Genomic DNA, 20651 nt, shown 5'->3' on the forward strand with positions numbered 1-20651 from the left:
TCTTTATGGCGAGGTCAAACGAGTGCGATGTCGCGACGACACCTATTCGAGGTAAAAGACCTCTTCCATCTGTGCCCAGTGTTCCGGCGGCGCACGAGTCGGCAACGGTTTCTGGCACGGACCGCACAGGCTCCACCAACGTTGTGTTTCGGGGTCGCGCGCAATCTCCGCCATATCGCTTTCATAGTCAGTTCCGACGTATTCCCAGTAACCGAACAACAGGTTCTCGGGCTCCCGCAGGAAAATCGAATAGCGGGTGACATTCGAGCGTTTCAGGCGATCGAGCACCGTCGGCCACACCTGCGCATGCAGGCGTTTGTATTCGTCGATGTACTGCGGATCGATGCCGATGACCATTGCCATTCGTTGCATCACACTCTCCCTATTCTTCGAGCCGGTAGAAGCGATAAGCGTTGCCGCCGAATACAGCGTCTTTGTCCTCATTGCGGGCATATTGGTCACAGTATTTTTCACAGGCGGCGAGCCACCCGGCGTAGCCTCCGAAATGTGTTGCGAGCCGCTGGACCGGCCAGTCGCTTCCCCACAGAAGACGATGCGTGCCGAACAGTCGGAATAGCGTTTCGACGTAGGGCTCGAAAGCGGCGAAGTCGGTCTCCGGCGGCGCTTCTGTCCATAAGCCGGACAGCTTGCAATGTACGTTTTCGAGTTTGGCCAGATCGTTCATGGCGCTTCGCCACGGCTCCAGTTGCCTGATAGCGATCAGTGGCTTGGCTGCATGATCTATAACAATCCGCAGACCGGGATAACGCCTCGCGAATGCGACCAATCCGGGGAGCTGACGCGGGACGACCAGCGCATCAAATGCAAGGTCGTTCGCGAGCATCGCGGTAATCGCCGGTCGCAATGCCGGGCCGTCGATCCAGTTGTCGTCGGCAAGATCCTGCAACATCGGCCGCAGCGCTTTCAGCTTCGGGTGGCGGGCCAAAGCATCGATCGTTTGCGGCGCGTGCGGTGCTTTCAGGTCGGCCCATCCCACCACGCCACGGATAAAAGAGTGACGCTCCGCCAGTTCGAGCAGAAACCCGGTGTCCTGGCTGTCCGGTAAGGACTGGACCAGGACGGTTCCGTCGATGCCGCATTGCTCCAGCAGCGGTTCAAAATCGGCTGGTCCGAAGTCGCGATAGATCGGCCCGAGGGTGGCAGGAGGCCAATGCCCCGCACGCGCCGCGAGGTGCCAGAAATGGTGATGTGCGTCGATACGCAGGCTCACTGGACCACCTTCGGCACAGGTGCGGTGTCCGCAATCAGACCGCCCGACTTCAGCTCCTGCCACAATCCGGCTGGCAGCGCCTGCTCAAACCACGCGACGTTCTGCCGGAGTTGTTCGACACTGCGCGCGCCCACCACGCACGACACAACCGCAGGATGCGCAAGCGGAAACTGCAGTGCCGCAGCGGGTAGCGGAACCTCGAATTCGCGGCAAACCTCAGCCAGCCGGTTGACACGCGACACGACACCCGCGGGCGCGTCCCCATAATTGAACTTGCCGTTACCTGCCAGCACGCCAGAATTGAACACACCGCCGGCCACGATCGAATTCCCATGCCGTACGCAATTGTCGAGGAACGGCGACAGACAATCCTGTTCGAGGAGCGTATAGCGGCCCGCCAGTAACGTCACATCGAGCTGTATCTCCTGCATGGCTTCATGTACAACCTGCCACTCGTTCACGCCGAGGCCGATGGCTTTGACCTGCCCTGCGCTACGCAGCGTGTCGAGTGCGCGGAAGCCGCCTCCGTCTGTCAGCTGTTTCCAGAATTCGACGTTTGCATCCCCATGTGTCATTCGACCGATGTCGTGCGCATACAGCAGATCGATTTGCGCAATACCGAGACGCTGCTGGCTGTCTTCGAAAGACCGCATTACGCCGTCGAAGCTATAGTCGTAATGCGGTCGGAAAGGGAGCGGTTCAGCCCAGCCGTCATCGCCGGCCCCGACCGTCGGGTCTGGCCGAAGAAGCCTGCCGACTTTCGTACTCAGCACGAACTCGTTGCGTGGCCGTGCTGACAACGCGTCGCCCACGCGGCGTTCCGAAAGCGTGTACCCGTAGAACGGCGCCGTGTCGAAATAGCGCAGACCGAGCGACCACGCTTCGTCCATCAGCGCACGCGCCTGTTCCGGCGGCATCGTGCGATACAAGCCGCCAAGTTGCGAACAGCCCATACCCAGTGCGCTCAGTTGCACTGCGCCGCGTGACAGATCACGCAGATCACTTGCTTTCATCAGGAATTCCGTTTCCAGGGATTCGTTGCTGGATGTTCAACGCCTTACAGCGCGTCCTGAACGGCGCAGTCCTCAAGGGCGGACAACGCCGTCTGGCGTCGTCCGCGCCGCGCTTCAATACAACACGTTCTTCGCGGCGGGCTGATCGATGTTGTCCTTCTCGACCATCACGACACCGGTATCCAGTTGCTTCGTAACCGGCTTGTGTTCGATGACATCCACCGCCGTTTTGACGCCTTTGTAGCCCATCTGATACGAGCCCTGAACAGCGATGGCCTGGATCGTTCCATCCTTGACGAAGCCCTGGAGGTCCTGGTTGCCGTCAAAGCCGATCGCGACGATCTTGCCCGCTTTCCCGGACTGCGCCAACGCGCGCCCCATCCCCACGGCGGTCGGTTCGTTCGCACCGAAGATGCCCTTCAGATCCGGGTTGGCCGACAGCACGTCGGTCGTCTGATTGAGCGCGGTCGCCATCTGTGACTGCGAGTAGAACGGTCCGACAATCTGGAGTTTCGAGTGCTGCTCGAGATACTTCCGGAAACCGCCCACGCGGCCGATCTCAGAACCCGCGCCGGCGACATACGACATCACGGCGACTTTCCCCGTCTGTCCGACACGGTCGATCATCGCTTTCGCGCACAACTCACCGGCCTTGGCGTTATCGGTCGAGAGGAACGACTGGTAATACTGCTTGCCGGAATCGGACACGAGCGAATCGATCAGCACGACCGGAATTTTTGCCTCCCAGGCCTTCTTCATTGCCGGGACCAGTGCGTCGGGATCGGACGGCGCGAGCACGATTCCCGCGACATGCCGGTTCACCGCGTTCTCGACCATATTGACCTCGTCGGCCACGGCTGACTCGGTCGCCGGTCCCTGAAACGTCATCGTGTAGCCGTTCAGCCCTTTCATGCCCTCCGTTGCACCTTTTTGCACGTTTTGCCAGAAATTCGAGTTGGCCGTCTTGACGATCACGGCGATCTCTCCACCCGCCGCATTCGCGTGCGCCATCACTGCGGTCAAAAGTGCGGCGGCCAATGCCAGATACGTCTTCCTCATGTCTCACTCCTTGGGTTGGTGATTGCACTGCTTTGTTGGACTTCTCGAATGCCATCATTCGATGTGCTTTATCGACGATTTCTGACCTGGTCGATCCAGACTGTGCCGAGAATGACCAGTCCGATAATGATTTGCTGGACGAAACTCGACACGCCGTTCATGTTCAGGCCGTTGCGCAGCACGCCGATGACGAACGCACCGATGGCCGTACCGGAGATCGTGCCCACACCGCCCATCAGGGACGTCCCGCCAATCACGGCACTCGCGATCGCATCGAGCTCGTACATGACGCCTTCGTTTGGTTGCGCGGTGACGAGGCGCGACATCAGCACGCAACCCGTCAGACCGGCGAGTACGCCGGACAGCACATAGGTAAATAAGGTGACGCGTCGGACATTGACGCCGGAGAGCCGTGCGGCTTCGGCATTGGATCCGACCGCGTAGATGTGCCGCCCGAGCGAGGTGCGCGTCAGCATGATCGACACGGCCACCGCCAGCACGACCATGATGATCACGGGATACGGAATCCCCGGAAATACCGTATCGGGGAACCCATCCGCTCCGATATGCGAGATGCGGAACAATGCGCCATTTCCGAGTTCGCCGAACGCGTCGCCGAGTCCCGAAACCGGGCGCGCACCCGTGATCTGAAGCGCGAGACCGCGCGCGACCAGCATCATGCCGAGCGTGGCGATAAAGGGCGGCAGACCCATGCGCGTGACGCACAGGCCATTGACGAGCCCGCACAGGCCGCCCACCACCACGCCGCCGAACATGCCGAGAGGAATCGGCACGCCCGCTTTGACGAGCAACGCGGCGACCACGCCGGACAGCGCGAGCACGGAACCCACGGACAGGTCGATTCCACCCGTAATGATCACGCAGGTTGCCGCCACACCGAGATAGGCAATCGACGTCACCTGCAAGGCGACCGTCATGCCGTTTTCGACCGAGAAGAACGCGGAACTGGTCGATGAAAAGACGACCACCAGCATGATCAGACTGCCGAGCGCGGCGAATTTCTGGATCAGGTCGCGGCGCCGGAGCTTCGCGCTGGTGTCGACAGTAGTGCTCTGTTCGGATGTTATTTCAAGCATGATTCCGTCCCGATGCAAAGTGCATGATTTCTTCCTGGCTGGTGTGGCGCGTCTCCAGGATCGTGGCGATCCGGCCTTCGTGGAATACCGCAACGCGATCGGACATGCCGAGGATTTCGGGCAATTCCGAACTGATCAGCACGACGCCAATGCCCTGCGCGGCGAGCTGATCCATCAGCGTGTAGATCGCGTATTTCGCGCCGACATCGATGCCGCGCGTGGGCTCGTCGAAAAACAGAATCTTCGATTCGCGAAACAGCCATTTGCCGATGACAACCTTCTGCTGATTGCCACCGGACAGGTTGCGCGTGAATTGATGGACCGTCGGCGTGCGGATGCCGAGCGTTTCGACGTAATGCCGTGCGGTGGCCGCTTCTTCGGCGAAACGGATGAAGCCGGCGCGCCCCGACACCGCCTCGATATTGGCCAGCGTGATGTTGGTCGCGACCGGCATCTTCAGCGCGAGGCCGTCGCTCTTGCGGTCTTCCGACAGATACGCGATGCCGTGGCGAATCGCGTCGATAGGTGAGCGGATCGAGACGCGCTCGCTCCCGATATGAATCTCGCCGCGGTCCGGCTGGTCAGCGCCAAAAATCGCCCGTGCCACTTCGGTCCGCCCTGCGCCCATCAGGCCGGCGAAGCCGAGAATTTCGCCTCGCCTCAGTTCGAACGAAACCGGCCCAAATGCCGGTGCGCGCGACAGATTGTCGACACGCAGCAGCACGTCCTGCGTCGGGACCGAGCGGCGCGGCGGGTATGCATCATTCAACGCCCGGCCGACCATCCGCGCAACGATCTCATCCATGCTGGTCGCCGCGAAATCGTCCGTCGAGATGTGATGTCCGTCGCGCAGCACCGTGACGCGGTCGACGATCTGCTTCATCTCGTCCAGACGATGAGAGATGTAGACAATGCCGACCCCGCTCTCGCGCAACTCCTTGATGATCCGGAACAGGTGCATGGTTTCGGATTCGGTGAGCGACGAAGTGGGTTCGTCCATGATCAGCACCTGGGCGTCGAGCGAGAGAGCCTTGGCGATTTCGACCATCTGTTGTTGGGCGATCGACAGCGTCCCCACCAGCCTGGTGGGCGGCAACGACAAGCCAATGCGGGCGAGCGCGCTCTGGGCGTTGCCATTCAGTCGTGCGCGATCGATGAACGGTCCGCGTTTGGGCTCGCGTGCCAGGTAGATGTTTTCCGCAATCGACAGGTGGGGCACCAGATTCAGTTCCTGGTGAATGATCGCAATGCCTGCTTCCTGTGCCTCGAGTGAAGATGCGAACCGCCTTTCCATGCCGCGAAAAACGATCGTGCCGGCATCGGGCTGGTATTGGCCGCTGACGATTTTCATCAGGGTCGACTTGCCCGCGCCGTTTTCGCCGCAAATCGCGTGCACTTCGCCGCGGCGCAATTCGAAGTGCACGCCCTCCAGTGCAACGACACCGGGAAATCGCTTCCCCAGCCCGCTGAGTTTCAATAGCTCCGGGGGTTCCTTCGAAGCGAAGCCGTCCACCGCGCGCGGGGCCAGTTCAGCGCTCAAATCTGTCACGCGTGTCTCCTTCTTTGAATACGGCACTGATGTTGGTCAGGCCAATCTGAGGCAGATTAGAGAATAAAAGGCCCGTTTGGTCAAGCCAATTTTCGTTATATCCAGATTGGCCTTACCGAGTACAAACCCGTATCCCTCCTGTCAAATGTGCGGAAAACGTTGTCGCGCTTGCGTGCTAGACTTGATCGCCGGTCGATCAGACGATCGGGCCATATTTTTCCTTCCGACAGCAAGATGAAACAGACCGAGCCAAAGCGGCTTTACCAATTGGTCGCCGACCAGATTCGCGGCCTCATCCACGGAGGCGATTTCCCTCCGGGGTCGAGACTGCCGGCCGAGCGCGATTTGTCGCAGCAACTGGGTGTTTCGCGTCCGTCTCTGCGCGAGGCGTTGATCGCACTGGAAATCGGCGGCAGCGTCGAGACCCGCATAGGGTCGGGCGTCTATGTGCGCGAAACCGCAACCGAAAGTGAAGGATCGCTGGCTGTGCTAGGCGAAAGTCCGACGGAAATCATGCAGGCGCGTGCCGTGATCGAAGGCAGCCTCGTCGTGCTCGCCAGTACGCGGCTTACGGCCACATCTCTGGACCGGTTGCGGCGCAGCGTGGATGCGATGCATCGCCTCGCCTCTGCCAACAAATCTCCTCTGGAACCGGACCGACAGTTTCATCTGATCATTGCGGAAGCGGCCGGCAATACGGTGTTGAGCCGCTATGTGGCCAATCTGTTTGACGCGAGGCGCGATCCGATCGGGGCGAGGATTAGCGAACTCGCCGAAAATACAGCCACATGGATGGCTGCGGTTGAGGAGCACGAAAAAGTCCTGCATGCACTGCAAGCAGGCGACCCTATTGCCGCAGAAGCGGCGATGCGATCGCATCTGAAATCTTCTGAAGAACGTTGGGTCGGAAGTGACATCAAGAAAGTTGCGCCCGACGATGCGGACGGTAAAGTTACTCGCGTGCGACTCGGTTGAGTTGCGAGTTCAACCGGTTGAATGGCCAGTTAAAAACAGGTGATCGTCGACGCCATAAGCGGGTCGCTGCGACCGCCTGGCGCGGTGCATGCCACTTCAGTTGTTGAAGTTCGCAAAGCCGCAGTTTTGGTCCGCTCGCGCAACTAAATCTGTAAGTACCGCCTCGTACGAAACTCATGGGTTACCAACACGCGACGCGCACGTCACGCGCCGCTGGCCCGACTATGATGGAGATGGGCACGCGCTTATCATGCCCTTCACGCGCTGCCCGGGTGTAATTGACGGCCGGCACAGGTAACGACGCCGGCCTCTTTGTATCTACTTTCATCTTCCCAAGTCCAGCGGTTCTGCGCCGCTTCGGTCCCCGTTCGGCACGCCAATTCCCGCGCGCAAAGCGCTGGCACACCTCCCCGCCGTGCCAATTACCGCGTGCCCGCCGAGACCCGCACCGGAATCGACTTCGCGCCCGGCACCTTGCTCTCCTTCGCGTAGTGCCACAGCGGCAGCAGCGGATTGCATTCCGGGTAATAGCCGCCGATGCATCCTTGCGGCACGTCGAACGGCACGACGGTCAGTCCGTCGACGCGGCGCTCGACGCCGTCGTCCGCGATCGTCTCGAGGGCGATGCGCGCGCCCTGCGCGCGTCCGCGTTTGGCCATGTCGGCCGGATTCATCAGGATCACCATCCGCGAACCCTTGATACCTCTGAAGCGATCGTCGTGGTCGTGCCATTTCGCGAGCTCGCTGACCGTGTGGACTTCGAAGAAATCGGGCGTTACGCGTTTGGCCGTGAGATCCCACGCGGTGGCTTTCGCGCCGCTCTCGCAGAACTCGAACGTATGCGGATCGGCTGGCTTCGCCCACGAACAGCTGACGCACATGAAGCCGTCGGGTTTGTTCTGATGCATCAGGACCTGACTATCCTTCAGCAGGGCTTTTTCCTGCAGCAGGATCCTCGCAACCGCCTTGAGCGACCCCCATCCGCCCGATGCGTACGGATACGCGTCGCTTTTCTGTTGCTTGCTCACGAGTCCACCCGTTTGGCCATCAATGTCACGTCATCACGAATCAGCACATCGCATTCCCGGCCGCGGCGCCTCGGCGCGGTACGGTGTTTGCTGCGCCGCAGGCTTACTCACCGCGGCGCAAGCCGACCGCCAACTTTCATGAACGACACCCCCGCCATGCGCGACACGTCCGCCCGTCTGAACGCGATGCGCCGGACGCTGCGCGAGGTGTTCGGCATCAGCCGGCTGCGCCCCGGCCAACGGGACATCATCCGCAGCGTGCTCGAACGGCGCGACACGCTCGCCGTGATGCCCACCGGCGCGGGCAAATCGCTGTGCTACCAGTTGCCGGCGTTGCATCTCGATGGCTGGACGCTCGTCGTGTCGCCGCTGATCGCGCTGATGAAAGACCAGTTCGACAAACTGCGCGAGGCCGGCGTCGACGCCTGGCGGATCAATAGCACGGTGCCGGCCGCCGAACTGCGCGCGACCTACGAAGCGTTACGCGGCGCGCGCCGCGGCATTGTGTTCGTCACGCCCGAGCAACTGACGCGGCCGGAGCTGATCGACGCCTTGCACGGGCGCTTGCGTCAGCGCATCGAACTCGTCGTCGTCGACGAAGCGCATTGCGTGTCGCAGTGGGGGCACGACTTCCGCCCGGCGTTCCTGCGCATCGTCGATGCCGTCAAGGCGCTCGGCAAGCCGCCCATTCTCGCGCTGACCGCGACGGCGACGGCGGACATCCGCGACGACATCGTGCGCTCTCTCGGTCTTCGCGAGCCGTGCATCGTGAACACCGGCGTGTATCGCGACAATCTTCACTATCGGGTCACGCAGGTGTCGGTCGCGGGCGGGCGCCAGCGGGCGTCGACGCGCGCGCGAGAAGCAAAGACTGCCGCGTTGCGTACGCTGCTCGCGAGCGAGACCGGCAGAGGCATTGTCTATACGGCGACCGTGCGCGAAGCCGAACGACTGGCGGCGACGGTGCGCGGCTGGGAAGTCGCCACGGCCTGCTATCACGGCCGTATGCCCGCGCGAGAGCGGCACGACGCGCAGGAGCGCTTTGTGTCGGGCGACGTGCGCGTGGTGATCTCGACCAACGCGTTCGGGATGGGTGTCGATATCCCCGATATCCGCTTCGTCGTCCATTACCAGATGCCGGGCAGCATCGATGCTTACTACCAGGAAAGCGGCCGCGCGGGACGAGATGGCAAGGTCGCGCGCTGCGAGCTGCTGTTCGATCTGAACGATCGACGCGTGCAACAGTTTCTGGCGCTGGGTCGCTATCCCGATGCGGCGCTGCTGCGCCGCATCTGCGACGCGCTCGCGCAGCACACGAAATCGCCCGGTCCTGGCGTGACGGCGCGCGAGCTGCTGGACGCGGTGCCGGACGTCGGCCGCAACAAGCTCACCGTCGCGCTGAAGATGCTGACCGACTCGCGGCACGTATCGCGCGACCGGCTGCAGCGGTATCGGCTACGCGAGGTTAGCCGCGACCTTGGCCCCGGCAGTGGCGAGGACCGTGCGATCGAGGCCGCGGTCGAACGCTACGCGCAGTTCGCGAAACGCGATCGCGATGCACTACAACAGATGATCGACTACGCGCAAACCGGCGGCTGTCGATGGCGCGTGATGCTCGAGTATTTCGGCGATGCGCAGGGTTTCGAGCGCTGCGGCACCTGCGACAACTGCCTGAATCCGCTGGCGGCAACGCTCGAAGCGCAGCGGAGCGCACCGGACGATAAAAAGCTGCCGCGCCACGCCAGCGGGAAGCCGCGCTTCGGCCGCGGCGACGCTGTCCGCGTGCGCAAATACGGTTCGGGCCATGTGGTCTTCGCAACTGACGAACAGGTCGCGGTGCTGTTTCCCGACGGCACGACCCGCACGTTCATGGCGAGCTTCGTGAAGGCCGAAATCGCGTGATGCACGGCATCGTTCGCGCGGAACGCGCCATGCTGCTCCTCGCGCATACCTCTGTCCGCGACCACGGGCGAGCGCTCACGCGCCCGAATCGGAGCCCTGCCATGAAAACGCTAGAGTACAAAAACGCTTCGCCGTGGTATCAGGCCACTTGTGCGACGCTACGCGAGCCGTCCCGTCCGGTCTGTTGGCCGGCTGCCTGTCGGCGGCGACAGCTGCGGCGGCATCCACCGACGCATCATCGGGCAGCGCGTTCGCGCCGATCAATGCCGTCACCCACAGCCTGTGGCCGCAACGCGCGCTGCGTGAACGCGACTTCAGCATTCGCCATACGGTGACCGGCTTCACGATCCATCAGGCGGCTGCGATCTTCTGGGCGGTGATGTTCGAGGCGCTCGTCGATCGAATGGCCGGCCCCGCCCCGTCGCGACGACCCGGCGCCACTGCGGCAGCCGCCGCCGCGACCGTGGCGAGCGCGTATGTCGTCGACTACAAGGTGGTGCCCGACCGGCTCACGCCGGGTTTCGAGGCGCATCTGTCGCGCCGCTCGCTCGGCAATGTCTATGTGGCGCTCGGCGCCGGCCTGCTCGCGGCCGCGCTGCTGAGGCGGCCGGATCGATGAAATGCCTCGCACAAAAAAAGCGACCAGCTCTCTAACACCGGGCGTCGTCGCCAGCTTGCGAGCATCACGCCATCTGCTCCGGCGGCACCGCCACCGAACGGCCCGCGAGCCGCTCGAATTCGTCGACGTCGTGACTGCAAAAAATCGTCAACGCGGGACTCGCCCGCTTCGCCAGGTCGCGCAGACGGCGCTGGTTGTACAGTCGTGCCGCGCGGTCCTTTGCGAGCATCCACTGGTAGAAGCGCAAACCGGGTGCGCAATGCGGACGCGCCGGGTCGAGCTCGCCGTTGTCGAAGTAGGCGTCGCCCGCGAGCAGTAGCCAGCCGCCCTCGCCGTGCACCGCGACGCCCGCGTGACCATAGGTATGTCCTCGCAGCGGCACGAGCGCGATTTCGCTCGCGAGCTCCTCGATCGGATGGACCTTGGCGAAGCCTTCCCAACGTTCGGTGTATTGCGGCGAATGCACGCGCCACATGTTCTGATACGACCACTGCTGCGGCCGGAAGCGCTGCCGGTCCAGCCACGTCTTCTGCTGCGCCGCGTATTGGCGCTCGCTCGCGAGCATGTGCACCGCCGCGCGCGGAAAGTCGTCGAGCCCGCCCGCATGGTCGAAATCGAGGTGCGTCATCACGATGTGCCGCACGTCGCGCGGGTCGAAACCGAGCCGCTCGATCTGCCTGATCGCCGTCATTTCGTTTCGGAACTCAGGCTTCAGCATCCGCAGGAAGAATTTGCTCAGGCGCGAACAGGGATCGGCAACATCGCGCAGACCGAAACCGGTATCGACCAGCACGAGCCCCGCCGAACTTTCGACGAGCAGACAATGGCAAGTCAGATGACCACGGCGGATCAACGAATCGGGGTGCCCGTTAAACAGCTTGCCGCACAGCGGGCAAGTCGAAATGCAGTTCAGATGGTGCACTTTCATGTGGCACTCCCGATCACGGTGACTGCATCCCTGCTTGTCGCTTCCGCTATCGAATCATCGTGCCGCCGCGGACGGCGCGAGCGCCGTCGCGCGGCACGATGGGATGCGTCATTCAGCGAACAGATCCGGGCCGAACACCTCGTAGTGGATCTTCGACTCGTGAATGTCCATGTTTTTCAGTGCGTCGTGCTGCAGTCGCATGAAAGGAACCGGACCGCAGATGTAGTAGTCGGCGTCGGGCAGCAAAATCTCGTCGCGCAGCTTGCCGAGGTCGATGAAACCCGCGTAGTCGAAGTCGCGGCCCTGCACGTCGGTGCCGAGCGGCGCGTCGTAGAACACGATCGCGCCGAAATTCGGCTGGGTGGCGACGGTCTGCTGCAGACGATCGCGCATCGCGTGCACCGCGCCGTTGCGCGCACCGTGAATGAACACCACGCGCCGCTGCGGGTCCTGAATCGCGCGCTTCAACATGCTGACCATCGGCGTGAGACCGACGCCGCCGCTGATCAGCACGATTGGCGTCTTCGCATGCACGTCGATGTAGAAAGTGCCGTACGGTGCCGCCAGTCTCACCTCGTCGCCGACGTTCACGTGATCGTGCAGCAGCGAGGACACATAGCCCGGCGGGCGGCCCGCCTCGCCACTCTCGCGCTTGACGGAAATCCGATAGGTATGGCCGTTCGGCACGTCGGACAAACTGTATTGACGGATCTGCTGCAGGCCGAGCGCGGGCACATCGACGGCAATCCCGATGTACTGGCCCGGCTCGAAGTTGACGACCGGCTGTCCGTCCTTCGGTTCAAGAATGAACGATGTGATGACGCTGCTTTCGGGCCGCTTTTCCTTGACGACGAACGTGCGCCATCCGGTCCAGCCGCCGAGCTGCGCCGTGCGCGTCTCGCGCAATTCGGCTTCCAAGCCCATCAGCACGTCCGCGAGATTGCCGTAGGCCTGCGCCCACGCGGAAATGATGTCGTCGGTCGCGGCCTCGCCGAGCACGTCCCTGATCGCGCCAAGCAGATGTTCACCGACGATCGGATAGTGCTCCGCTTTGACGTCGAGGCTCGCGTGCTTGTTGGCGATATTGCGCAGCACCGCGGCGAGACTGCCCGGATCCTCGATGTTCTCGGCGTACGCGTATACGGCTCGGGCGAGCGCTTCCTGCTGCTGTCCCTGCTCCTGGTGCGCCATATTGAATACGTTCTTCAGCTCGGGATGCGCCTCGAACAACCGCCTGTAAAAGCGTTGAATGATCGTGTAGCCGTGCGCGGCCAGAACTGGGGCCGTGGCTTTTACGATGTCCTTGGTCTTCTGCGTCAGCATGTCTTTCCTCCTGCATTAGGACGAATTGTTGCCTGGCTCGCGCACGCAACTCGAAAGAGCGTCGTTACCGCAGTGCGGGTATCTGGGTTATCGCCCTCGCACACATGCGCGTTCGGACAGCATTTGCCCGCTGCTCGTAGCCTATCCACGCGACCATGCTGCTCCAACCAATGCCGGCTGTCCATATGCCGAAGGCCTCGGACACGCCCTTGACGATGCGCGCGCCGCGTGATGTGGCCGACATCGGCGGCCGTGCACGCCATCGCCGGTTCGCTGACGACGCCACTCGATCCGACCGGGAACGCAGCGTGCGCGGCGAACGGCGCGCCGCTCACGACGAACCGCGCTCCGCACGCGTGGCACGGGGGATGGACGGCCCACAGTATCCAACTCGAATGGAGGTCACGATGTTTATGCACAACAAACGGCTGCAATACACGGTTCGCGTCGGCACGACCCATCCCGGTCTTGCGAATCTGATGCTGGAGCAGTTCGGCGGTCCGCAAGGCGAACTGGCCGCCGCGATGCGCTACTTCACGCAGGCCGTTGCGGAAGAAGATCCAGGGCGCAAGGACATGCTGTTCGATATCGCAACCGAAGAGCTGAGCCACCTCGAGATCATCGGCTCGATCGTCGCGATGTTGAACCGCGGCGCGAAAGGGGAACTCGCCGAAGCGGTCGAGCAGCAGGCCGAGCTTTACCGCAGGCTGAACGGCGCGGGCAACGACAGTCACATTACCCAGGTGCTGTACGGCGGCGGAGCGCCGCTGACGAACTCGGGCGGCGTACCGTGGAGCGCCGCGTACATCGACACGATCGGCGAGCCGACCGCGGACCTGCGCTCGAACATCGCCGCGGAAGCGCGCGCGAAGATCATCTATGAACGGCTGATCAACGTGACCGACGATGCGGGCGTGCGCGAGGCGCTCGGTTTTCTGATGACTCGCGAAGTCGCGCATCAGAAGTCGTTCGAGAAAGCGCTGTATGCGATCACGCCAAATTTCCCTCCGGGCAAGCTGCCGCCGACACAGCAATTCGCGAGCGTCTACTACAAGATGTCGCACAACGGAGCGGTGATCAACGCACCGTGGAACAGCGGCACCGGTCTCACGATACAAAACGGTGAACCGGCGGTGGATGGCGGCGATGGCAGCGCGTCGGTCGGCCTCGAAGCGCAACAGGAATCCGCGCTCACCGCGATGGCGACGCGTCTGCGCTCGGACCCGTCGAGCGATCCGACCACTGGCGCGGAAATAGGCAGCGAAGTTCCGCGCAGCAACGACGTCGGGTGAACACGCCAGCGCGGGCTTTCGACAATGCATCAGATGACTACCCCGCAGGAACAGGTCATCAATTCCTTGTGGTCTCGCGCGCCGGCGCGGCTCAGGCGTTGGCGCGCGTTTCGTCAAGGTCCGAAAAACGTGTCGCAAAACTTGCCGGCCACATTGCACGTCTGTTGACCCGGAGGCTGCGCAACGATGCGCTCGGCCCCAGTCGAGCACGCGGCCGTCGCGGCGACCGCGAATGTGATGACCAGCGTTGCGCGCAGCGCCGCCGTGCGACGCTTGCTCGCAGCGCGAGGCGAGGCGCGATTGTGATTGCAACTCGCGGAATCTGCGCGCTCGCGTGCATGGATGGCGCACGAGCGGTTTTGCCGGACGTCAGGCATTTCGGCTCTCCTTCAACCTCGATACGCGTTGATCGCGCTACGCTAACTCGATCGCGAACGAGGTAACGGAATGTGCGCGCAATCACCGCACCGCCAGTCGATATTTTGACCCAGATCACGCGTTGCAGTGGCGGGCGATCGCGCCAACCTCATTTCGAGCGCTGTATCACGAGGTCGCTCGAATTCTCGCCGCACGCCACGCAACGCGCGTGCCGACGGGGCTGCCTGCAACGCGACAGTTTCGGACACGTAGCGCGATTTATTTTTTTGGCGAACATCGGCGTATGCTGATTCCGGCGTTTTCCGACATCACCAGCAGGCCGGTACGACTTACTGCCGATGCCGCGCAAGCCGGACGAAAAATTGACCGCTCAACTGAAGACGTTGAAGCGACGCGCCATCAAGTGGGCGGCGACGCGGTACGGTCGAACCATGACCCACGACGACGACTAACAAGAAATCGGAGAGACCATCTGTGAAAGCCGCGCGTAGCTATAACGACGTCGCAAACGAATTGACGCACATCGGCGCGATGGTCCAGCGCCTCGAACGGCTCGTTCAACGCGAGCGCGTCGAGTGGCATGCCACGGTGGTCGCGATGCCGGCTTACTGGCGCGCGCGCATCGAGGCTAATGCCGAACTGCCGCCGGGGCTGCAGCCGCAAGCGCGCCTGCTGCTCGCTCGGCTCGATACGCTCGAAGCATGGAGCCAGCGCCGACCGAACGCGCGCGGCGGCGATGAGCGCCGCGCCGGTCGCGCGTGATCATCGCGCACCGGCACGATCACCCACTCACGCGGCGAAGGAAATGACAATGCGGACCTACGAATACCACGGGTTTACGATCGAGGTGACCGTCGAGACGGACTTCACGTTGCGCCCCGCCAGGCGCGCGGCGGTACGCACGCATTACGCGGCGGTGGTTCACGTCTATCAGGCAGATAATGCGATCGCAACGTTCTGCCCGCTGCGCTTCGATGCTGCCGGCGGCCGGCCGTTCGACAGCGAAGCCGATGCGTTGATGGGCGGATATAGCGCGGCGCGCAGAGTCGTCGACGATCTGTTCGCCCGCGCGGCGGATGCCGCGGACTCGGCGTTGAGCGCCCTCACGAGCAGCAAGGCGCTCCGCTAGCAGGCGCTGGCGCCGGGTCGATCGATAGCCGGGCAGCGGGAATGGCGCATGCGGTATCCGCGAGCACCCTTGCCCTGGAGAACCGCCATGTCCAATGACGCCTCAGCGCTGTCGCCGTCGATCACGTCGATGATCCGCCTCGACCATATGCACGTGCTCGCGGCTTCGCACCGATACCACGCGTCCACGCCGTGGTGGCGCAAACGCGCGATCGTCAACGGCGTGTGCGACGCGCTCGACATCCACGCGCAGCTGGAGGAAGAAATTTTCTACCCGGCGCTGGACCGCGCGCTCGGCCGTGACGAAACACTGAGCAAAAGCCGTCTCGAACACGACGAGATGCGCGCGACGATCGCGAAGCTGCGCGGGATGGGCCCCGAGAACGCCGCCTACGACGGGATCTTTTTTCAACTAATCCGCGAAGTCGCCCATCATGTCGCCGACGAGGAAACCATCCTGCTGCCCGACGCCGAGCGCGCGCTGAAGAGCGATCTGCAGTCGCTCGGCGCCGCGATGACGCGCCGTCGGATGCAGTTGCTCGGCGAGCGTCCGATGGACATCGCGGTGAATGCGGCCGGCACGTTTCCGGTCGCCACGCTGCTGCTGGGATCGACTTTATTGCTCGCCCTGCGGCATTGGCTGCCGAGGCCGCGGCGCGCCACCCGCCGCGGATGATCCGTCGCATCGAGGGTCGTCTTGGCGACCATGTAGGGTGGCATTTCTTCAGAAAATCACGGGGTTTGATTTTTCCTGAGCCGAAAGGCTTCGGCTTTCATCGCGCGCCGATACGCCGCCATGCGCCGCCACCCGTCAACGAAGCGCAACTGTGGACGCTCACGGTTCCGGCTAATCCACCACGGCCTTCCTCGCTTCGCGTACCAGTGCCACATTGCGGCCTCGCAGATTTCCTGTTCGGTATCAGGACACACCCCGTCAATCACGTCCTCGATATACAGCGCATGCGCAACACCGTATTGCCAGTGGCACCACAGGTCATACCCGATGAACCCAACCGTGAAAGCCAGCAGCATCAGCGGGTACTGTATCCATACTAGATCGCCCATGTCCTGCGCGACAAACCATCCCACCACGTTTGTATAAACCGCCATGATAAGCATGCCTGCCCAGGTGAACCTGGTGAAGAATGGAACTAGCAGAATGGGAATCCGCCGCAGGTGCTGGGGGAACGTCATGACACTTCCTCGGCTGATGAATGCCGCAGACGGGTCGTGAACCTTTGACCAATCTTCCGCGCTTCCCAGAAGGCCAATGCGATCTGTGCAACGAATGTCAAAATCACGAGCCCGAATGAAACCCAGAACAGCATCGGATTGAGGCCGCCGGTCTCAACAGCCAGAAACATGAAGAAGGCCCATCCAAAGATCAGGGCCATAGTGAAGGACGCGAGGCAGGGCGGATACATGAAATCCGAAGCCTCCTCGACAGGGGCTTCCTGCATCCCGACGACGTTCAGTCTCAGTCCCTCGGCGGACGGCGAAGCGATCAACTGCGTTCCCTGTCCATGCTGGACCATTTGCGCCGCCAGCGTCTGAAGCAGTAACGCATTGACCGGGCCGGGCCTGCCGATGGCCTCGTCCACCGCATGCACCGCGAGCGTCAGACCCGCGTCTCTGACCGCCGCGATACTTGCGTTATGCCCCTGCTTTGTCAGATCACTCATCCAGAGATGCTTGATCCGGTCGACAGGCGTCTGTTCAGCCTTGATCAGCGCTTTCACTGCGTCCAGCACCGCATCCGGTGTGGAAGGAATCGGCCTGAAGATTCGTGCCTGCGGCCTGATCTTTCCGTTGTAGCGTGCGACGGCGGACGGCTTCGCCATCAGCATTCCCACTGCGGCTTCCGACCACAAAGGCTTTTCACCGTTTTCGTGCAACTGGCACGCGAGCACAATCACAAAGTCAGGCATCTCCCTCTCTTCGAACCATTCGTGGATTATCGCCTCCTTCGCATCGAACGGCTCTAGCTTGATGCGAGCGAGGCCGGGCAATTTCAGCCGTTGCCAGAGCGCCCTTAGCTCGGTCAGATGGTGTTCGCTGCCTGACTGCAGTACGACATCGAGCGAATGGTGCTGGCAGATGCGCGAAATATCACGGACAAACGGCGACAGCAATTGTTCGAGCACATATTCCAGCCGGGATTTCCCGTCGTGCGCGCCCACCTTCAGCGACAGCGTTTCCCCTGGATTCGACGGCATGCTCCCCTCCAGACCGAGCAGCCGCTCGGCCAGTTCCGGTTCGGGTGTCAGCGCAAGGCTCCGGAGGATCACAACCTGCCCGCGGGTCCAGTGCTTCCACTGAACATGCGCTAACTTGCACAGAGCGTTCCAGAAACGTACGTCGCTTCTCCATCTTTCATGCGGAATATAAAGCGCCGCGCAAAGGGAACCGCCAAGCAGCGCCGGTAGCAACAGCAGCCGGACGAAGAAGTCCTCTGACACAACCGGCTTGCCCTGCGGCCATGTCAGAACGGTCATGACAGCGCCGACAACAAAGATCACAACGCACATCACTACGTAAAGCCAGACAGGCGGAGGCTTGCCGTACTCATATTCCGGCACATCAGGCAAATACCATTTCATGACCGGATGTTCACTCCATCGCTACTCGCCTTCACGGCGCTGCCACACGTCGTCCTGCATCCATCGACCGCCCATTTGCGACCGCCTTCGCTGTACCCCTCGCCATGCTCGGTGATCGGATTGTCGCCGTGCTCCGGGCAACTCACGATGTCGCCAATCAACGCGACCTTTTTCCCGTCAACGGTGAAAGTGGATGTTGCCTTCTTCACAACGCCGCCGTGGCTTGTGCGGTCGCCTTCACGTACTGGTTTCGTCATTATTCGCTCGCATTGGGATCGTGAATGGATGCGTCGCAGGTAAAGCGGTCAGCGCCAGAAGGCGTCCGAAGACCCGACGGCAACTTGACATTTTCCTGGATGCGAATGCCTTCGGGCAATTTTGGATTTCTTCCATATATGTAACCAAGCGCTAACGGATAACGGTCGGTGATCGATGGATCATTCAGCAGGTCGTGTGTTTCGGAAGTTACAGGCATCTCTCTTTCAGAAAGAGGCCTGTACTTATAGGTAAACGTCGTGATGTACATCGCGTCCTTGGTAACCGAGATTACATACTTGTCGGAATCAGCAACCGGATCAAAACTTGTATGGTAGTTGTCGTAACGAGTCCAGTTAAAAGAGCGACCACCATCCGACGAATAAGCGACATAGTCGATACAACCTCGATCACCACATACATTTCTGGACACCCGAGGAATCGCCACGTTCATTCCGCTTGGATCGTCGATAATCAACCTTCCCCGAAACCCGGTTGGCCACATCAGGCCAATCTTCGTTCGCACGTCGGTTCGTGTATCGCTGTACCAGGCATAGCCGAGGCAGTGGTTATAGTTTTCCAGCGTGACGAAACGGTGATCGTCAATGCGATAGATGACCTGCGGCGGCACGTTGTAGTGCAGTTCCGGAATCTGGCGCGTCTTAATTGTTTGCTGGCTATGCTCAGTGTCATAGGTCAATTGCTGTTGACAGGCACTTAAGGCAAGTACGAGCGTCATGCTCAGGGCACGAAAGGCATTAATTTTTCGCATACAGCGCCTCCTTGCGCAGTCGCTCGGCCTGCGCTTCCGTGATCGCATCGGCAACCGTTTCCTTATCGACTCCTTCCGGCACTGGCGGCACGTTCAGCGTCCCGTACGCGAAGTACGGATCGGTGTAGTTCAGCCAGTCTGCGTCACGTATCAACCGTGCCCAAAAATCCGGATTCTCGAATGAATCGCAAAAGCCGATTGGCAGATCCCACACTGCTACGCGCGTCATGAACGGCTCGAACTGGGGCAGCGTACTGTGATTGGTCGGCATCGGCTGGTAATCCTCGATCCGGTTCAGCATTTCCTGTTGAGTTTCGAGTCTTCCTGTTCGACCGGCGGCCGAATAGGGATCGTTCGGAAAAATTGTCTTCTCCCTGTCGTGAATGGATTCGAGATAGGGCACGCCGGGGTCAAGGTAGACGCCGTTATCATCGCGCGCGCCCAGGGCATCCTGATCGGAGCGTGCTTCCTCGAAGTAGCGGTTCATCTCCGTCGCGTACATCGACCCATCCTTCATCAGCGTGACGGTGCGCAAGGTGCGTTGCGACATTTCTTCAGCAGTGACCGGGTTCGGAACCTGTTCGGCGTTGATGTTGACCTGCTGGTTGCCATCCGGCACTGTCCATAGCCGCATGCCCGCAGCGCGATGGTTGCCGTTCCAGAATTCGGTTGGGTTGACTCCGGGCTCAGGATTCGGAATCGGCGGCAGCGAACCGAATCGCTTCATGCCGGGTTCGTCACCGCAGGGCGTTCCCCGCGCCAGCATGCGCTGCTTGACCGTATCGCCCAGTTCGCCGATCAGTTCATTGGATACGCCCTGCCAGCCAATGCTCTGCAACGCACACGCCCCCATTACCCGATCATGCTTCCGCAAATCAGTTTGATACCATTTCATGACCGGATGTTCACTCCATCGCTACTCGCCTTCACCACGCTGCCACACGATGTCCTGCATCCATCGACCACCCATTTGCGACCGCCTTCGCTGTACCCCTCGCCATGCTCGGTGATCGGATTGTCGCCGTGCTCCGGGCAGCTCACGATGTCGCCAATCAACGCGGCCTTTTTCCCATCAACGGTGAAAGTGGATGTTGCCTTCTTCACAACGCCGCCGTGACTTGTGCGGTCGCCTTCACGTACTGGTTTCGTCATTATTCGCTCGCATTGGGATCGCGGATGGATGCGTCGCAGGTAAAGCGGTCAGCGCCAGAAGGCGTCTGAAGACCCGACGGTAAGGTGGCGTTGACCTGTTTACCGACGCCCTCGGGCAGTTTCGCATCCTTGCCGTAGACGTATCCCGGCGCTAATGGAAAACGGTTAGTACTTGACAGATCATTCTGCAGATCATACGGGTTAGAAGCGGAACGCTGCCCAGTGGTAGAGAGGGGAATATATTTATGTTCAAACAACGTGACGTACATCGCATCCTGCGTAACTGAAATCACGTACCTGTTGGAGTCTTCGACAGGATCGAAGCTTATTTCGCTCGTATCGTATCGAGC

Annotated in this window: 23 protein-coding genes; 7 read left to right on the top strand and 16 right to left on the bottom strand. The window is 61.4% G+C overall.

Going from position 1 to position 20651, the window contains the following annotated elements:
- Positions 1-42 precede the first annotated feature (42 nt).
- The 6 genes from F6X42_RS13055 to F6X42_RS13080 all read right to left on the bottom strand — a co-directional run bounded on the left by F6X42_RS13055 (position 43) and on the right by F6X42_RS13080 (position 5940).
- Complete coding sequence (locus F6X42_RS13055; protein ID WP_246530076.1) at positions 43-357, bottom strand: L-rhamnose mutarotase; 315 nt, start codon at positions 355-357, stop codon at positions 43-45.
- Between the two features lie 25 nt (positions 358-382).
- On the bottom strand, positions 383-1231 hold the full coding sequence (locus tag F6X42_RS13060) for an amidohydrolase family protein (RefSeq protein WP_187634615.1): 849 nt from the start codon (positions 1229-1231) through the stop codon (positions 383-385).
- Positions 1228-2244, bottom strand: a complete 1017-nt coding sequence (locus tag F6X42_RS13065; RefSeq protein ID WP_187634616.1) for an aldo/keto reductase — start codon at positions 2242-2244, stop codon at positions 1228-1230. The genes F6X42_RS13060 and F6X42_RS13065 overlap by 4 nt, the downstream gene beginning before the upstream one ends.
- Before the next feature lie 114 nt (positions 2245-2358).
- Positions 2359-3303 (bottom strand): ABC transporter substrate-binding protein, encoded by a 945-nt coding sequence (locus tag F6X42_RS13070; protein WP_187634617.1) that lies wholly within the window; start codon positions 3301-3303, stop codon positions 2359-2361.
- Positions 3304-3371: 68 nt separating this feature from the next.
- On the bottom strand, positions 3372-4400 hold the full coding sequence (locus F6X42_RS13075) for an ABC transporter permease (protein WP_187634618.1): 1029 nt from the start codon (positions 4398-4400) through the stop codon (positions 3372-3374).
- Positions 4393-5940 (bottom strand): sugar ABC transporter ATP-binding protein, encoded by a 1548-nt coding sequence (locus F6X42_RS13080; RefSeq protein ID WP_246530092.1) that lies wholly within the window; start codon positions 5938-5940, stop codon positions 4393-4395. The genes F6X42_RS13075 and F6X42_RS13080 overlap by 8 nt, the downstream gene beginning before the upstream one ends.
- A gap of 243 nt (positions 5941-6183) precedes the next feature.
- Between F6X42_RS13080 and F6X42_RS13085 the strand changes: the two genes are divergently transcribed.
- On the top strand, positions 6184-6924 hold the full coding sequence (locus F6X42_RS13085) for a FadR/GntR family transcriptional regulator (protein WP_187634619.1): 741 nt from the start codon (positions 6184-6186) through the stop codon (positions 6922-6924).
- A gap of 422 nt (positions 6925-7346) precedes the next feature.
- Here F6X42_RS13085 and F6X42_RS45880 read toward each other — a convergent pair whose 3' ends face one another.
- Positions 7347-7952, bottom strand: coding sequence for a hypothetical protein (locus F6X42_RS45880; protein ID WP_376776365.1), 606 nt, complete (start codon positions 7950-7952; stop codon positions 7347-7349).
- A 138-nt stretch (positions 7953-8090) separates the two neighbouring features.
- Between F6X42_RS45880 and F6X42_RS13095 the strand changes: the two genes are divergently transcribed.
- Both F6X42_RS13095 and F6X42_RS13100 read left to right on the top strand, forming a co-directional pair.
- A complete protein-coding gene (locus tag F6X42_RS13095; protein WP_246530077.1) occupies positions 8091-9854 on the top strand; it encodes a RecQ family ATP-dependent DNA helicase in 1764 nt (587 codons plus the stop codon).
- Between the two features lie 148 nt (positions 9855-10002).
- The gene (locus F6X42_RS13100) at positions 10003-10473 is read left to right on the top strand and encodes a hypothetical protein (RefSeq protein ID WP_246530078.1); all 471 of its coding nucleotides are present in this window, start codon (positions 10003-10005) and stop codon (positions 10471-10473) included.
- Positions 10474-10537: 64 nt separating this feature from the next.
- Here the strand turns inward: F6X42_RS13100 and F6X42_RS13105 are convergent, their stop codons facing one another.
- On the bottom strand, positions 10538-11401 hold the full coding sequence (locus tag F6X42_RS13105) for an MBL fold metallo-hydrolase (RefSeq protein ID WP_187634620.1): 864 nt from the start codon (positions 11399-11401) through the stop codon (positions 10538-10540).
- Positions 11402-11509: 108 nt separating this feature from the next.
- Positions 11510-12724, bottom strand: a complete 1215-nt coding sequence (gene hmpA / locus F6X42_RS13110) for an NO-inducible flavohemoprotein (RefSeq protein WP_187634621.1) — start codon at positions 12722-12724, stop codon at positions 11510-11512.
- Positions 12725-13131: 407 nt separating this feature from the next.
- On the opposite strand from hmpA, the gene F6X42_RS13115 reads away from it, so the two are divergent.
- From F6X42_RS13115 to F6X42_RS13130, 4 genes are all read left to right on the top strand, one after another.
- Positions 13132-14016, top strand: coding sequence for a manganese catalase family protein (locus tag F6X42_RS13115; protein WP_187634622.1), 885 nt, complete (start codon positions 13132-13134; stop codon positions 14014-14016).
- An 852-nt stretch (positions 14017-14868) separates the two neighbouring features.
- Positions 14869-15156, top strand: coding sequence for a hypothetical protein (locus F6X42_RS13120; RefSeq protein WP_187634623.1), 288 nt, complete (start codon positions 14869-14871; stop codon positions 15154-15156).
- A 49-nt stretch (positions 15157-15205) separates the two neighbouring features.
- Positions 15206-15523 (top strand): hypothetical protein, encoded by a 318-nt coding sequence (locus F6X42_RS13125; RefSeq protein WP_187634624.1) that lies wholly within the window; start codon positions 15206-15208, stop codon positions 15521-15523.
- Positions 15524-15610: 87 nt separating this feature from the next.
- On the top strand, positions 15611-16198 hold the full coding sequence (locus F6X42_RS13130; RefSeq protein WP_187634625.1) for a hemerythrin domain-containing protein: 588 nt from the start codon (positions 15611-15613) through the stop codon (positions 16196-16198).
- 56 nt (positions 16199-16254) lie between these two features.
- On the opposite strand, the gene F6X42_RS13135 is transcribed toward F6X42_RS13130, so the two are convergent.
- Genes F6X42_RS13135 through F6X42_RS13165 form a run of 7 tightly spaced genes read right to left on the bottom strand, consistent with a single transcriptional unit; the run spans position 16255 to position 20570 of the window.
- Positions 16255-16716, bottom strand: a complete 462-nt coding sequence (locus tag F6X42_RS13135) for a hypothetical protein (RefSeq protein ID WP_187634626.1) — start codon at positions 16714-16716, stop codon at positions 16255-16257.
- Positions 16713-18122: a KPHS_23130 family T6SS system protein gene (locus F6X42_RS13140; RefSeq protein WP_187634627.1), complete on the bottom strand. Its 1410-nt coding sequence runs from the start codon at positions 18120-18122 to the stop codon at positions 16713-16715. The genes F6X42_RS13135 and F6X42_RS13140 overlap by 4 nt, the downstream gene beginning before the upstream one ends.
- A complete protein-coding gene (locus F6X42_RS13145) occupies positions 18119-18379 on the bottom strand; it encodes a PAAR domain-containing protein (protein ID WP_187634628.1) in 261 nt (86 codons plus the stop codon). Before F6X42_RS13145 ends, F6X42_RS13140 begins: the two co-directional genes overlap by 4 nt.
- Complete coding sequence (locus tag F6X42_RS13150) at positions 18379-19149, bottom strand: T6SS immunity protein Tli3 family protein (protein ID WP_187634629.1); 771 nt, start codon at positions 19147-19149, stop codon at positions 18379-18381. The genes F6X42_RS13145 and F6X42_RS13150 overlap by 1 nt, the downstream gene beginning before the upstream one ends.
- Positions 19136-20044 (bottom strand): hypothetical protein, encoded by a 909-nt coding sequence (locus F6X42_RS13155; RefSeq protein WP_187634630.1) that lies wholly within the window; start codon positions 20042-20044, stop codon positions 19136-19138. The genes F6X42_RS13150 and F6X42_RS13155 overlap by 14 nt, the downstream gene beginning before the upstream one ends.
- A complete protein-coding gene (locus F6X42_RS13160; RefSeq protein WP_187634631.1) occupies positions 20041-20301 on the bottom strand; it encodes a PAAR domain-containing protein in 261 nt (86 codons plus the stop codon). Before F6X42_RS13160 ends, F6X42_RS13155 begins: the two co-directional genes overlap by 4 nt.
- Positions 20301-20570, bottom strand: a complete 270-nt coding sequence (locus F6X42_RS13165) for a hypothetical protein (RefSeq protein WP_187634632.1) — start codon at positions 20568-20570, stop codon at positions 20301-20303. The genes F6X42_RS13160 and F6X42_RS13165 overlap by 1 nt, the downstream gene beginning before the upstream one ends.
- Between the last annotated feature and the right edge of the window lie 81 nt (positions 20571-20651).

This window comes from Paraburkholderia podalyriae (assembly GCF_014397785.1).
GTDB lineage: Bacteria > Pseudomonadota > Gammaproteobacteria > Burkholderiales > Burkholderiaceae > Paraburkholderia > Paraburkholderia podalyriae.

What these genes read in the sequence shown, in the direction of transcription:
- F6X42_RS13145 (WP_187634628.1), bottom strand. Translation starts at nt 18,379, where the DNA reads ATGACGAAACCAGTACGTGAAGGCGACCGCACAAGCCACGGCGGCGTT.
- F6X42_RS13140 (WP_187634627.1), bottom strand. Translation starts at nt 18,122, where the DNA reads ATGAAATGGTATTTGCCTGATGTGCCGGAATATGAGTACGGCAAGCCT.
- F6X42_RS13075 (WP_187634618.1), bottom strand. Translation starts at nt 4,400, where the DNA reads ATGCTTGAAATAACATCCGAACAGAGCACTACTGTCGACACCAGCGCG.
- F6X42_RS13115 (WP_187634622.1), top strand. Translation starts at nt 13,132, where the DNA reads ATGTTTATGCACAACAAACGGCTGCAATACACGGTTCGCGTCGGCACG.
- F6X42_RS13155 (WP_187634630.1), bottom strand. Translation starts at nt 20,044, where the DNA reads ATGAAATGGTATCAAACTGATTTGCGGAAGCATGATCGGGTAATGGGG.
- F6X42_RS13150 (WP_187634629.1), bottom strand. Translation starts at nt 19,149, where the DNA reads ATGCGAAAAATTAATGCCTTTCGTGCCCTGAGCATGACGCTCGTACTT.
- F6X42_RS13065 (WP_187634616.1), bottom strand. Translation starts at nt 2,244, where the DNA reads ATGAAAGCAAGTGATCTGCGTGATCTGTCACGCGGCGCAGTGCAACTG.
- F6X42_RS13085 (WP_187634619.1), top strand. Translation starts at nt 6,184, where the DNA reads ATGAAACAGACCGAGCCAAAGCGGCTTTACCAATTGGTCGCCGACCAG.
- F6X42_RS13165 (WP_187634632.1), bottom strand. Translation starts at nt 20,570, where the DNA reads ATGTACGTCACGTTGTTTGAACATAAATATATTCCCCTCTCTACCACT.
- F6X42_RS13130 (WP_187634625.1), top strand. Translation starts at nt 15,611, where the DNA reads ATGTCCAATGACGCCTCAGCGCTGTCGCCGTCGATCACGTCGATGATC.
- F6X42_RS13135 (WP_187634626.1), bottom strand. Translation starts at nt 16,716, where the DNA reads ATGACGTTCCCCCAGCACCTGCGGCGGATTCCCATTCTGCTAGTTCCA.
- F6X42_RS13105 (WP_187634620.1), bottom strand. Translation starts at nt 11,401, where the DNA reads ATGAAAGTGCACCATCTGAACTGCATTTCGACTTGCCCGCTGTGCGGC.
- F6X42_RS13160 (WP_187634631.1), bottom strand. Translation starts at nt 20,301, where the DNA reads ATGACGAAACCAGTACGTGAAGGCGACCGCACAAGTCACGGCGGCGTT.
- hmpA (WP_187634621.1), bottom strand. Translation starts at nt 12,724, where the DNA reads ATGCTGACGCAGAAGACCAAGGACATCGTAAAAGCCACGGCCCCAGTT.
- F6X42_RS13055 (WP_246530076.1), bottom strand. Translation starts at nt 357, where the DNA reads ATGGTCATCGGCATCGATCCGCAGTACATCGACGAATACAAACGCCTG.
- F6X42_RS13125 (WP_187634624.1), top strand. Translation starts at nt 15,206, where the DNA reads ATGCGGACCTACGAATACCACGGGTTTACGATCGAGGTGACCGTCGAG.
- F6X42_RS13095 (WP_246530077.1), top strand. Translation starts at nt 8,091, where the DNA reads ATGAACGACACCCCCGCCATGCGCGACACGTCCGCCCGTCTGAACGCG.
- F6X42_RS13070 (WP_187634617.1), bottom strand. Translation starts at nt 3,303, where the DNA reads ATGAGGAAGACGTATCTGGCATTGGCCGCCGCACTTTTGACCGCAGTG.